This is a genomic window from Pseudomonas sp. PME37.24/006, from assembly GCF_055556635.1.
The window spans coordinates 785,994-799,194 of sequence record NZ_JBVHNL010000002.1 but is presented as its reverse complement, the minus strand read 5'-3'; the positions used below and the strand labels follow the sequence as shown (position 1 = coordinate 799,194).

Sequence of the window (13,201 nt, the reverse complement as noted above, 5' to 3'; positions counted from 1 at the left end):
AAGCTGGGGTAGTGTTCGATGAGTAACCATCACCAAGACAAGGCCAGCCTGCTTGAGCGCCTGATCTTCAACAACCGGCCGGCAGTGATCCTGATCTGCCTGCTGGTCAGCGTGTTTCTGTTCTTCCAGGCGACTCAGGTCAGGCCGTCGACCAGCTTCGAGAAGATGATTCCGCTGAGCCATCCGTTCATTCAGAACATGATGGAGCACCGCAACGACCTGGCCAACCTGGGCAATACCGTGCGTATTTCCGTGGAGGCCAAGGATGGCGACATCTTCAGCAAGGATTACATGGAGACGCTGCGGCTGATCAACGACGAAGTGTTCTACATCCCAGGCGTCGACCGCTCCGGGCTGAAGTCGCTGTGGAGCCCCAGCGTGCGCTGGACCGAGGTCACCGAAGAAGGTTTCGCCGGTGGCGAGGTGATTCCGCAGACCTACGACGGCAGCCCACAGAGCCTCGAGGAACTGCGCAGCAACGTACTCAAGTCCGGGCAGATCGGTCGCCTGGTTGCGAACAACTTCAAGTCCAGCATCATCGATGTGCCGCTGCTCGAGTCCTACCCGGATCCCGAGGATCAGGGCCGGCAGATCAAACTCGATTACCAGGCCTTCTCCCACCAGCTGGAAGAGAAGATCCGCAGCAAGTATCAGGCGCAGAATCCGGACGTGCAGGTGCACATCATTGGTTTCGCCAAGAAGGTCGGTGATCTGATTGATGGCCTGGTCATGGTGGCGCTGTTCTTTGGCGTGGCACTGCTGATCACCTTCGTGCTGCTGTACTGGTTCACCTGGTGCATACGCAGCACCATTGCCGTGCTGATCACCACCTTGGTAGCGGTCGGCTGGCAACTGGGACTGATGCATACCGTCGGCTTCGGGCTCGATCCGTATTCCATGCTGGTGCCGTTCCTGATCTTTGCCATCGGCATATCCCACGGTGTGCAGAAGATCAATGGTATCGCCTTGCAATCCGGTGGTTGCGAAGACGCGCTGACGGCGGCGCGGTTGACCTTCCGGCAACTGTTCCTTCCCGGGATGATCGCCATCCTCGCTGACGCCGTTGGCTTCATTACCCTGCTGCTCATCGATATCGGCGTAATCCGTGAACTGGCCATCGGCGCGTCCATCGGTGTCGCGGTCATCGTCTTCACCAACCTGATCCTGCTGCCGGTGGCGATCTCCTATATCGGCATCAGTAAGAAAGCCGTGGAGCGCAGCAAGCGTGACGCGGTGAGTGAGCATCCGTTCTGGCGTCTGCTGTCCAACTTCGCCAGTTCCAGGGTCGCGCCGATTTCCGTCGCGCTGGCCTTGTTCGCCGGCATCGGTGGCTTCTGGTACCAGCAGCAGAACCTGCAGATCGGCGATCTCGATCAGGGCGCGCCCGAGCTGCGTCCGGATTCGCGCTACAACCTCGACAACGATTTCGTGATCCGCAACTACTCGACCAGCTCCGATGTGCTGGTGGTGATGGTCAAGACCGCGCCGGAAGGCTGTTCGACCTACGAAGCCCTGGCGGCCATGGACGAGCTGATGTGGACGATGGACAACACGCCTGGCGTGCAGTCGTCGATCTCCATGGTCAGCGTGTCGCGGCAACTGATCAAGGGCATGAACGAGGGCAACCTGAAATGGGAAACCCTGTCGCGTAACCAAGACGTGCTCAACAACTCCATCGCCCGTGCCGACGGCCTGTACAACGCCGACTGCTCGGTGGCACCGGTGCTGGTGTTCCTCGAGGATCACAAGGCCGAGACACTGAAGCGCACTGTGGCGGCGGTCGAAGGTTTCGTCGCCGAGCATGAGTCAGAGAATGTGCATTTCCTGCTGGCCGCCGGTAACGCGGGTATCGAAGCCGCAACCAACGAGGTGATTGGGACTTCGGAACTGCTGATCCTGGTGCTGGTGTACCTGTGCGTGGGCATCATGTGCATGATCACCTTCCGCTCCTTCGCCGCGACCGTGTGTATCGTGCTGCCACTGATCCTCACCTCGATCCTCGGCAACGCCCTGATGGCGTTCCTCGGCATCGGTGTGAAAGTCGCGACTCTGCCGGTAATCGCTCTGGGTGTGGGCATTGGCGTGGACTATGGCATCTACATCTACAGCCGCCTGGAAACGTTCCTGCGCGCGGGCTTGCCGTTGCAGGAAGCCTATTACCAGACCCTGCGCTCCACCGGTAAGGCGGTGCTGTTCACCGGTCTGTGCCTGGCCATCGGCGTGGCGACCTGGATGTTCTCGGCGATCAAGTTCCAGGCCGATATGGGCCTGATGTTGACCTTCATGTTCATCGTCAACATGTTCGGCGCCCTGTGGCTGCTGCCGGCTCTGGCGCACTTCCTGATCAAGCCGGAGAAGCTGGCCGGCAAGAAAGGTGGTTCGCTGCTGGCTCATTGAAGCCGATTGCGACTTGAAGAAACCGCGGTCTGGCCGCGGTTTTTTTTGCCCTGTGACTCCTGGCTATCACCCTTTGGGGCATGCGTGTTTTCTTCAATACACCTGGGTGGCTACCGGGTAATTTGCCTCACTCAAGATCAGTGGTGGGGGCGTGCGTGATGAGTCTGTTTTTGTCCATGGCGGCCTTTGCGCTGGCCGCCTCGATTTCTCCCGGGCCGGTCAATCTGGTTTCGCTGAGTACCGGTGCGCGGTATGGCTTGCGGGTTGCGCTGCGACATGTCGCCGGCGCAACGCTGGGCTTCACCTTGCTGCTGGTACTGATCGGCATGGGGCTGCACGAACTGTTGTCACTATTACCCTGGCTGACCGCCGCGATTAAGTGGGCGGGCGTGGCATTTCTGCTGTACCTGGCGTGGCGATTGGCGGCCGACGATGGTTCGCTGCAGGCGGGCGAGGGCGCGCCGGTCGCTTCGTTCATGCACGGCGCGCTCATGCAGTGGCTCAACCCCAAGGCCTGGCTGGCGGCGATCGCCGGCATGGGTGCCTTCGTTGCCGATGGTGAGGTGTTGCTGGTCTGGCAGTTCGCCGCGATCTACTGCGTGGTGTGTTACCTATCGCTGGCCTGCTGGGCGTATGCCGGAACCTGCCTGCAGCCCTATCTGCAGGAACCGCGCAGAGTTCGAGTGTTCAATCGGGTTCTGGCTGTGCTGCTGGTCGCTAGTGCGGGGTATCTGTTGCTGGCATGAGCCGAAGTCAAAGCGTCGGAGAACCGTAGCCCGTGGTTGAGCGAAGCGATACCCGGGGCAGCCCTGCGAGTGATACCTGGGTATCGCTGCGCTCAACGCCAGGCTACGGCGTCGGGCCAGGGGCGTTATCGCTAGCCGCGGTATTGGCCGGGGGTGGCGGCGAGGAATTGTTTGAAGGTGCGCTGAAAATGCGCCTGGTCGGCGAAGCCGGCTTCCAGGGCGACGTCGGCCAGTGGCGCACCGCTCTTCAGGCGCGAGTGGGCGAACTGGATACGGCGGTTGAGCAGGTAGGCGTGAGGCGTCATGCCGTAGCGTTGCTTGAAGCCGCGAATCAGTTGCGACGGTGATAGCTGTGCGGCCTCGCACAGTGTGTCGAGGCTGAGCGTTTCGCCGCAGTGCTGGTGGATCAGGCGGGCGGCGTGTTCCAGGCGTGGGTTGATGCTCTCGTCGCTGTCGCCTTCCAGCGCCAGGCGTTGTAGGGCGAGGCTGAAGAAGGCCGTTGCCTGAGCGGCCTTGCCGTTCGGGCCAAGCGCCGGATTGAGCAGGCTTTCACGTAATTGCAGCAAGCTCTGATACAGCTCGGCATCCTCACTGGCGATGCAGGCGAAGCGCTGGAAGACCGGCGTATCGGTCAGCCCCTGCGCCTGCTGCAGGCGACCCAGCCACTGTGGGTCGACATACAGCATCAGGTACGACCAGGGTTGCCCGTCGATGGGGTTGCAGGCATGCACGTCGCCCGGATTCATCAACACCACGGTGCCTTGGCTGACGCGGTGATCCACCTCGCGATTGCTGTAGGTGCTCTGCCCGTGGGTGATCGCTCCGATGGAGAAGATCTCGTGGCTGTGCCGGCCATAGCAGACCTGACGGCCATCCTCGATCGAGCGCAGCTCGACGAAGGGCAGAGCGGTATCACGCCAGAAGCTGGGATGTGCAGACGCGGGACGATCGCCCATCGGTCTCTCCTGTTCAGCGTGGATAAAGAGGCGGCAACTGGGTGGTTTCCTGGCCGTTTTCCTGGTTTTTTTCGGCTGCCGGCAGCTCGCCGATGGCCTGCCACAACTGGGCGCCTTGCCAGTGCTGACCACTTTCGCTGTACAGCGCGCCGTTGAGGCCGTCGAGAGCCTCGGACAACGGCGTGAAACGGGCTGCCATATCGGCCAGGGTTTCCGGCTGTTGGCGTGCCCAAGCATCCAAGGCCTGGCGGGTGGCATGGCTGTCGTTGGCCAGGCAGGCACGCTTGAGGTCGTCGAGCAAGGTACGGGGGCTCGGGCCGGTTTGTGCGGCGCGCTGGATGGCTGGCTGGCGCCGTGCGTGCCACCACAGGCCGAAGCCGAGCACGGTAGTGAGCGCGAACAGCAGGGTACTCAGTTGCCACGGCCATAGCAGAACGTCTTCTACCGGCGTGCTGCGCGGGCGTGGTTCCACCGGCTGCTCCACGCTCATGGCCGGATCGGCTGCCACTTCCAGGCTACGCCCGGGTAGGGTCGTGCGCTCCAGGCGATCCTCATGGGTGTTCCACCACACCACCTCGACTGCCGGCAGCTCCAGCGTACCCGCCTTGCTGGCCACCAGGGCCTCACGCTCCTCACGGCTGCCGATCAGGCCGCGTTCGTTGCTTTCATTGTTCAGCTGCGGCTGATCCGGATAGCGGCGCAGGCCATCCACGGTGGTCGCTGGCAGCGGCGGCAACTGAGCGCTGGATAGCCCATCGGCCTTGAGCATCAGGCTGCGGGTCAGCGAGTCGCCGACCTTGATCTGGCCGGGTTCCGGGCTCCAGGCCTCGGCCAGGCTCAGGGCGCGGGCCGGCAGCCATGGCACGTCAGCGGGGTAATCGGCAGGCTTCGCCTTGACCGTCAGCGGGATTTCTGGGGATTTGACCCGCGTGACCTTGCCGGGGCGCGGCCCGAATGGCAGGTAGTCGTTCTTGTTGGAGCGGTCGACCAAAGTGGCGCTGAACACCTGCCCGGGAATCGTCAGTTGGCCGCTCTTCTGCGGGAAGATCGCATAGCGCAGCTCGATCACACCATGGCGAACCCCGCCGATGTCCTGTTCATAGGTGCGTGGCTCGCCGAGGGATTCGACGCGGGCATCGGCGATTTCCAGCGGCGTCAGGCTGCTGTCGTCATACAGCGATACGGAGTGGTAGATGCGCAGGGTCAGCACGCTCTGCGCCTGCACGTAGACGCTCTCGTGATCCAGGCTGGCATCGATGAACACCGGTGCCATCTGCTCATCTGCGCTCTTGGTGGCCGATTCCAGCACGTGCAGGCTGATCGGCTGACTTTGCGAGTTGCCCAGACGCAGCGGAGGCACCACCACGTAGCCGCTATGGCGCGGCCGCAGGGTGACGATCCAGCGCGTGGTGGCGCGGGCTTCGCCGTTCAGGGTGGTGAGACGATTGACCTGGCGGGTGCCGAGCACTTCGAACAGCTCGTTGAGCGGCGCCAGATCCGGCTTGCCGAACTGGGTGGAGTCCGTGTACTCCAGGGTCAGGTCGACGCTTTCGCCCAGGTTCAGCCGGCTGCGGTCGATGCTGGCGATAAAGTCCTGCGCGCTGGCCTGAAACGCCAGCAGGCAGAAGAGCAGGGTGCAGAGCAGGCGGGTCATCGTGGCTGTTCCTGACGCTGTTGCTGTTCGTACCAGAATTTGCGGCGCAGCAATTCGCCCGGGTCATCGGGAATCTGCCGCAGCCATTGTTCCAGAGCCTGGCGGCGCTCGCCATCGAGAGGGGTATCGTCTTCCGAGCTGCCCGTGTCGGGTTGTGGCGATGACGGCTTTTCCGCGTTCTCACCTGTCTCGGATGGCTGATCCGGCGAGGTTTTCGGCTCGCTCGGTGGCTGTTGCTCCTGCGGGGTGCCGGGCTGGCCCTGACTGGCCTCGCGCTCGTCCGGTGTGGGCGCCGCAGATTGGCCGGGCTGCTGTTGTTCGTTGCTTTCGTCGCGCTCTTGTTCGTCTGGCTGATCTTTCTGCTCGGTTTGCTGCTGTTCACGCTGGCGCAGCAGTTCTTCCACTAGTGCCTTGTTCTTTTGCGCCTGCAGCAACTGCGGGTCGATTTCCAGCGCGCGTTCGTAGGCGTCTACGGCGGCTTCCAGCTCGTTGCTGCGGGCCAGGGCGTTGCCGCGGTTGTACAGCGACACCGCGCTGTCGCTCCGGGCGAACTGCTCGGCAGCGGCGGCGTAGTCGCCGGCTTCATAAAGCGCCAGGCCGCGCCACTGCGGATCATCGAAACGCTCTGCGGCCTCCTTGGGGCGCTGCGCTTCGAGCAGGCGCTGGCCCTGCTGATCGGCACGCAGCCAGAGATCGTCGAAGCTGAACGCCATGCCCGTCTGCGGGGTGCCCAGCAACAGCAGCGGAAGGCACAGCAGCCAGCCGCGGCGCCCGGCGCAGGCCGCCAGCAACAACAGCGGCAGCAACAGCCAGTAGCCCTGATCGGCCCAGCTACGCAGTTGCGTCTTGTGGCCGTTGTCGCGCAACTGCTGCGGGCCATCGAGCAGGCCTAGAGTACGCAGGTCGCGCTCGTCGAGGCTGATAGCGCGGTATTGGCCGCCGAGGTCGCGAGCGAACCGGCTCAAACCGGCCGTGTCCAGGCGCGGCATGAGGATGGCGCCCTGATCGTCCTTCATGAAGGTGCCGTCTTCCTGGACGATCGGTGCGCCCTCGCTGCTGCCGACACCGAGAATGCGCAGACGCTCACCCCGGTTGCCGAGCAGCTTGCCGATGGCGCTGCGCTCGCTGTCATCGAGGCTGCTGGTGATCAGCAGCAGGCGGCCCTGGCCTTGAGCGCCGTCCTTGAGCAGTTGCAGAGCCCTGGCTACGGCGAGGTCGGCGCGTTTGCCCGGTTCCGGCATGATCGATGGCTTAAGCGCTTCGAGGAGGTTGCGGCTGGTGCCCAGGTCGTCCGACAGCGGCACCACGGTGTGGGCGCTGCCGGCGTACACGACGATGGCGGTCTGTGCGTCACCGCGGGCCTGCAGCAGATCGAGCAGTTTGCGGCGTGCCTGGGCCAGGCGGTTGGGTGAGGCGTCGCTGGCCAGCATCTGCGGGGTCAGCTCGAGCATCACCACCAGCGGATCGGCCGGCTTCATGTCGTTCTGTTCCACCCGCTGCCAACTGGGGCCGAGCAGCGCCAAGATGGCCAGCAGCCAGGCCAGACCGAGGGCGATCCACGGCAGGCGACTGCTGCGACCGCGGCCGCCGCGTAGCAGCACGGCATGGAAGGCGGGCGGTAACAGCGTCTGCCAGCGGCCGCTGCGTTTTTCCCGGTGCGTGAGCAGCCACAGCAGCCAGGCCATCAAAGGCAGCAGCAATAGCCACCAAGGGCGCAAGATATGGGGCCACAGCCCGGTGAATTCGATCATGGTGCCTTGCGCCTCAGTCGCTGCATGAGGGTGAGGCGCTGCTGACGTAATTGTGGCCACAGGCTACGGGCCACCAGGGCCAGGCTGAGCAGCACGGCCGTTGCCAGGGGCCATGAATAGAGTGCCAGGGCAGGGCGCGCCAGGGTCGGTTGCTGGGCCACCGGCTCGAGACGGTCGAGGGTGGCTTCGATGGCCTGCAACTCGCTCTGATCGCGGGCGCGGAAGTATTCGCCGCCGGTGAGCTCGGCAATCGCGCGCAGGGTCGGCTCGTCCAGATCCAGGCTCGGGTTGAAACCGAACGCCGCGAAGTTGCCACCTTGCTGCGGGTCGGCGCCGATGCCGATGGGATAGATGGTCACGCCTTCTTCGGCAGCGAGGCGGGCGGCGGTCATCGGCTCGATTTCGCCGCCGTTGTTGGCGCCATCGGTGATCAGCACCAGCACGCGGCTGTGCGCCGGCCGCTGACGCAGACGTTTGACCGCCAGGCCGATGGCGTCGCCGATGGCGGTGTTCTTGCCGGCGATGCCGATCACCGCTTCGTCGAGCCAGGTGCGCACGGTCTGCCGGTCGAAGGTCAGCGGCGCCTGCAGGTAGGCCTGGCTGCCGAACAGGATCAGCCCGAGTCGATCGCCGGTGCGACCTTCGATGAAATCGCCCATCAGGTGTTTGACCAATACCAGGCGGCTGACTTCCTCGTCCTCCCAGCGCATGTCGGCGTAATCCATCGAGCCGGATACGTCCACGGCGATCAGCAGGTCACGCCCGCTGGCTGGCAGCGGCAGCGGCTCGCCGACCCATTCGGGGCGGGCCGCGGCGCAAAGCAGCAGCAGCCAGAGCAGAGCAAAATGCACCTGTTTCTTCCAGGGCGGCAACTGCAGGCGAGCACGTCGACCGGAGAGGTTCTCCAGCTCACCGAGGAAACTCACCTGCAACGCCGCTTCGCCGCTGTCGGCCGGCGGCAGCCACATACGCAGCAGCCAGGGCAGCGGCGCGAGCAGAAAGATCCACGGCCAGGCGAACTCAAACATGTTTGCGGATCCAGATGCCAACGGCCTGACTGAGACCCTCGATGGCCTTGTCGTCGAGGGTGCACTGTGGCTTGTAGGCGCCTTCGACCAGGATCATCCAGCGGGTCAGGCCGGCGGCCGGACAGCGGTTGTCGAGAAACGCCAGCCAGGCGCGGCTGCTCAGGGTATGGCTGTGGCTGTCCGGGTAACGTTCGCGGCACAGGCGCTTGAGCAAGCCGTTGATCTGTTGCAGCCAGGGCCCGGCAGGGGCGCCGTCGTAGGGTTTGCTGAGGCGTTGCAGTTCCTGCAGGGCGGCCTCGCGCAGTGGGTCGAGGGGCTGTTCGGCAGCCTGTTTGCGCTTCGGTTTGGGCAGCCGCTTGATCAGCCGCCAGGTGGCCCATGCCAGCAGCGGCAATAGCAACGCGAGCAGCCACCAACCAGGGGCGGGCGGCCACCAGCCAACGGCGGCCGGGGCGATCAGTGGCTGCAGTTGATCCAGCGGGTTCATGCCGATTTACCGGGGCGCAGGTTGTTCAGGTGTTCACGCAACTGATCGACCAGTTCATGACCGGTGGACAGTGATAGCAAGGGCACACCGAGCTTCTGCGCCAGGCGCAACCAGCGTGCCTGGCGGGCCTGTGCCTGGCCCGCGTAGCTGTGCTGCAGGTTGGCGTCCTCGGTATCCACTTCCAACTGGGCTTCCCCATCGGCGAAGCGCAGCAGGCCGGATGCCGGCAGGGCATGATCGAGAGGGTCGGAGACTGGTAGCAGCAGCAGGTCGGTGTGCCTGGCGAGCAGGATCAGCTGTTGCTCGCTGCTGTCGCTCAGCGTGCGTTCGTCGCAGAGGATCACTACCAGGCTGCCGGGGCGCAGCACTTCGCGGGCCCGGCGCAGGGCCTGACCGAAGCTGTCCCGGTAGACTGGCGCGTCACCATCCAGCGCCTGGTTGGCACGGGCCAGGCGGCTGAGCAGTTGCAGCAGGCTCTGCTTGCTGCGTCGCGGTTTGATTTCGTGATGCTCCTGGCCGCCGAATACCAACCCGCCGATGCGGTCGTTATGGCCCAGTGCGGCCCAGCCGATCAGGCCGGCGGCACGGGCGGCGAGCACCGATTTGAACATCAGGCCGGAGCCGAAGAACAGCTGGCGGCTCTGTTCCACAAGAATGTAGATCGGCCGTTCGCGCTCTTCGTGGAACAGCTTGGTATGCGGCTCCTGGGTACGCGCGGTCACGCGCCAGTCGATGGTGCGCACGTCGTCGCCGGGCTGGTAGACCCGCACCTGATCGAAGTCCACGCCGCGCCCGCGCAGTTTCGAATGGTGCAGGCCGATCAGCGGGCTGCGCCTGCCAGGCGAGGAGAACAGTTGCACTTCACGCACGCGATGGCGCATGTCGATGAGTTGGTTGAGATCGGTACGGATGCCCGCCTGCAGCTCAGGGTTATCCGCGTGCGATTGCATCAGGCTACTGCAACCACGTCGAGGATGCGCTGGATCACGCGATCCTGATCGATACCCGAGGCTTCCGCTTCGAACGACAGGATGATGCGGTGGCGCAGCACATCGAACAGCACCGCCTGGATGTCTTCAGGGCTGACGAAGTCGCGACCTGCCAACCAGGCATGAGCGCGTGCACAGCGATCCAGGGCGATGGAGCCACGTGGGCTGGAGCCGTGGGCTATCCACTCGGCCAGCTCGGCGTCGAACTTGCCCGGGGTGCGTGAGGCCATCACCAGTTGCACCAGGTATTCCTCCACCGCATCGGCCATGTACAGGCCGAGAATTTCCTTACGCGCAGCGAAGATCGCCTGCTGGCTCAGGCGGTGATCCGGTTTGGTTTCACCGTGCAGCGCTTCGCCGCGAGCCTGAGCGAGAATCTTGCGTTCCACGCTGGCATCGGGGAAACCGATCTTCACGTGCATCAGGAAACGATCAAGTTGCGCCTCTGGCAGCGGATAGGTGCCTTCCTGCTCGATCGGGTTCTGGGTGGCCATGACCAGAAATAGTGGCGACAGGTCGTAGGTGCTACGGCCTACCGATACCTGCCGCTCGGCCATGGCCTCGAGCAGTGCCGATTGCACCTTGGCGGGCGCGCGGTTGATCTCGTCGGCGAGCACCAGGTTATGGAAGATCGGCCCCTGCTGGAACACGAAACTGCCGGTTTCCGGGCGATAGATCTCGGTGCCGGTGATGTCGGCGGGTAGCAAATCCGGGGTGAACTGAATGCGGTGGAACTCGGCTTCGATACCTTCGGCCAGCTCCTTGATCGCTTTGGTCTTGGCCAGGCCCGGAGCGCCCTCGACCAGCATGTGGCCGTCGGCGAGCAGGGCGATCAGCAGGCGATCGATGAGTTTTTCCTGACCGAGGATCTGGCTGGCCAGGAAGTGGCGAAGGGAGAGCAGCGCGTCTCTGTGTTCCATAGGTTTTCCAGGATGGAAATCGCGAGCGACGACCCCGCTCGTCAGGGCCAACCATGATAATCGAAGGCAGGGGGGTTAAGCCATGCGGGGCATGCTCTGCTGCGCATATCGCTACCATACGCTGCTTCGATCGTGTGCCCGGTCACGTATCCGGCCGGCCGCCGCGCAGTGGCGCGCCCGGCCGGTGATGGGTTCAAGCGATGCGGAACTGGTTGGCGCTCTGGTTGAGGGCTTCGACCTGACGCGACAACCCCTGGGTGTGTTCGTCGAGGCTAAGGCGCAGCGTCTTGGTCTTGCCAGTGTGCAGGTTGATGTCCTCGACCTTGGTGGCGATTTCTTCGGTACTGCCGGACACCTGTTCGATGGCGACCACAACCTGGCTCATCTGTGCATTGAGCTGCTCCATTGAGTCGGTGATGCCCTCAATGGCGCTGGCCACTTCGCCGGAACTGCGCTGACCCGCTTCCGCCAGGCTCAGGCCGCTGGTCATCAACTGATCCATCTGCTGCGTCTGTTGCCTGAGTTCATTGACGATGGCTGCGATATCGGTGGTGGCAGCCATGGTTTTCTGTGCCAGGGAACGAACTTCGTCAGCCACCACCGAGAAACCACGCCCGGCTTCGCCGGCCCGCGCTGCCTCGATAGCGGCGTTGAGGGCCAGCAGGTTGGTCTGGTCAGCCAGGCCGTTGATCACGCCAATGATACTGGTGACCTTGCCGCTAGACTGGGTGAGGGCGCTGACCTGGGCGTGTGTGTTCTGAATCAACTGCGCCAACTGGTTCATGCTCTCGGCACTTGCGTTGATCACGTTGCCACCATTGCGCGCCGCATCGTAGGCGCTGTGGGTGGCGTTACCGACTTCAGCGGTGCGCTGCGCCATGTCGTTGAGCGTGGCGCTGATCTGCTGGGAGGCCGCAGCCGCCTGCTCGGTCTGCATCTCTACCTGTGTGCTGTTGTTGCCCAACTGGCGCATGGAGTCATCGAGGTGGCCGTGCAGGCGGTTGAGCTCACGGTTGGCTTCGATCACCTGGGCAACGATGCGGCCAATGTCGCGGATCATGCTGTTCGCGGCACCGGCCAACTGATTGAACTCGTCCTTGGTGTTGGTGCCGACCGGCAGGGTGCAGGTGAGGTCGCCGGAGGCAACCTGGCTGAGCAGTCGGGTGACGTTCTCCAGGCGCTTGACTAGCGTGCGCGATGCCTGCAACAGGGTGAGTGAGAGCAGGGCGGCGACTACGGCGAAGCTCAGGCCCATCAGCCAGAGTGAGGAAACCCGAGCTTGTTTGGCACCTTGGGCGCGTTGCAGCAGCAGCCCCTGCTGCAGATCCTGCGTTTGCGCATCAATGCGCGCCTGCAGTTGCTCGCCAAGTTGGCTCAACTGGCTATTCGTTGCACTGATCTGCTCGAGGCTGTTCTGGGTTTCGACGAAGGCCTTGTTGAACGCATACACAGTTTTGCCGACCGGGGTGTCTTGCCACTCAAGATCATCGATCTGCGCTTGCAGCTTCTTGATGGATGCATGGGTCATCTCGGCGAACACGGGATCGGAAGTCGCCAGGTAGTCGCGCTGACTGCTCAGGGAGCTGGTGACGGTGGCCTTGATCATGTCGAAGCTGATCGCCTCCAGCGCCTTGCTCTTTTCGCTCAGGGTTTTGCGTTGCCCTTCAAAAGGCGTGAGGCCAAGGGTCTGGTTGAGACTCAGCAAGCGACGCTGCTGCGCGACTTCCTGTTGCAGCACGGTTTGGATTTGCTGGGCATGTTCCAGTGTGCTGGCGTCATTGAGTGCCTGAGCCTGCGCTGGTAGCGCGTCGACGAGTGCCTGCAGCTCATCCAGGCCTGCACTGAAGGCGGCCTGGTTGTCGGGAGTCAGTTGTTGACGTTGAGCGTTACTGCGCCACCACTGATTCATCAGCATGGTACTGGCGTTGACATAGGCGGCTGCATCTTCCCTGGCTTGCAGCGAGGAATTGAGGCGCTGGCTGGCCCAGAACGAGGCCGCGGTAAGCAGAGCCAGGCTGGACAGGGTGACGAGAATCAGCAGACGAAACTTCTGCTTCCAGGAGAGGAAGAGCGGCATGGGAGTGATGTCCATTTGGCATTATTTTTATTGACGCCAGACTTTAGGCGTTGTGCCAATGCAGTGCAAGGGTTGTATGACGTCTGCTGAGTCTCTATAGCCGTGAACGAAAATGTCGCCGCATGGCAAGCGCTGGCGTCTGCACTGTCGTTAAGCTCAGGCAGCCTCTGTGACCGAGGAGTCATCGTTCAAGCAT

The 13,201-nt window shown here is 63.3% G+C and carries 10 protein-coding genes; 2 read left to right on the top strand and 8 right to left on the bottom strand.

What is annotated here, in order from left to right:
• Window positions 1-18: 18 nt before the first annotated feature.
• Entirely contained in the window at window positions 19-2,397 is a 2,379-nt protein-coding gene (locus ACZ3GY_RS09265; RefSeq protein ID WP_465909758.1) for an efflux RND transporter permease subunit, read from the top strand.
• 158 nt (window positions 2,398-2,555) lie between these two features.
• On the top strand, window positions 2,556-3,143 hold the full coding sequence (locus tag ACZ3GY_RS09260) for a LysE family translocator (protein WP_465909757.1): 588 nt from the start codon (window positions 2,556-2,558) through the stop codon (window positions 3,141-3,143).
• Window positions 3,144-3,274: 131 nt separating this feature from the next.
• Here ACZ3GY_RS09260 and ACZ3GY_RS09255 read toward each other — a convergent pair whose 3' ends face one another.
• From ACZ3GY_RS09255 to ACZ3GY_RS09220, 8 genes are all read right to left on the bottom strand, one after another.
• Complete coding sequence (locus tag ACZ3GY_RS09255; protein ID WP_465909755.1) at window positions 3,275-4,099, bottom strand: helix-turn-helix domain-containing protein; 825 nt, start codon at window positions 4,097-4,099, stop codon at window positions 3,275-3,277.
• Window positions 4,100-4,112: 13 nt separating this feature from the next.
• Window positions 4,113-5,753, bottom strand: a complete 1,641-nt coding sequence (locus ACZ3GY_RS09250) for a BatD family protein (RefSeq protein ID WP_465909754.1) — start codon at window positions 5,751-5,753, stop codon at window positions 4,113-4,115.
• Complete coding sequence (locus ACZ3GY_RS09245; protein ID WP_465909753.1) at window positions 5,750-7,504, bottom strand: VWA domain-containing protein; 1,755 nt, start codon at window positions 7,502-7,504, stop codon at window positions 5,750-5,752. The genes ACZ3GY_RS09250 and ACZ3GY_RS09245 overlap by 4 nt, the downstream gene beginning before the upstream one ends.
• Complete coding sequence (locus ACZ3GY_RS09240) at window positions 7,501-8,532, bottom strand: vWA domain-containing protein (protein ID WP_225831609.1); 1,032 nt, start codon at window positions 8,530-8,532, stop codon at window positions 7,501-7,503. Before ACZ3GY_RS09240 ends, ACZ3GY_RS09245 begins: the two co-directional genes overlap by 4 nt.
• Entirely contained in the window at window positions 8,525-9,019 is a 495-nt protein-coding gene (locus ACZ3GY_RS09235) for a DUF4381 domain-containing protein (RefSeq protein WP_465909752.1), read from the bottom strand. Before ACZ3GY_RS09235 ends, ACZ3GY_RS09240 begins: the two co-directional genes overlap by 8 nt.
• Window positions 9,016-9,969, bottom strand: a complete 954-nt coding sequence (locus ACZ3GY_RS09230; protein WP_465909751.1) for a DUF58 domain-containing protein — start codon at window positions 9,967-9,969, stop codon at window positions 9,016-9,018. Before ACZ3GY_RS09230 ends, ACZ3GY_RS09235 begins: the two co-directional genes overlap by 4 nt.
• Window positions 9,969-10,928, bottom strand: a complete 960-nt coding sequence (locus ACZ3GY_RS09225) for an AAA family ATPase (protein ID WP_463564523.1) — start codon at window positions 10,926-10,928, stop codon at window positions 9,969-9,971. The genes ACZ3GY_RS09230 and ACZ3GY_RS09225 overlap by 1 nt, the downstream gene beginning before the upstream one ends.
• Window positions 10,929-11,121: 193 nt before the next feature.
• The gene (locus ACZ3GY_RS09220; RefSeq protein WP_463564524.1) at window positions 11,122-13,005 is read right to left on the bottom strand and encodes a methyl-accepting chemotaxis protein; all 1,884 of its coding nucleotides are present in this window, start codon (window positions 13,003-13,005) and stop codon (window positions 11,122-11,124) included.
• Window positions 13,006-13,201: the final 196 nt, after the last annotated feature.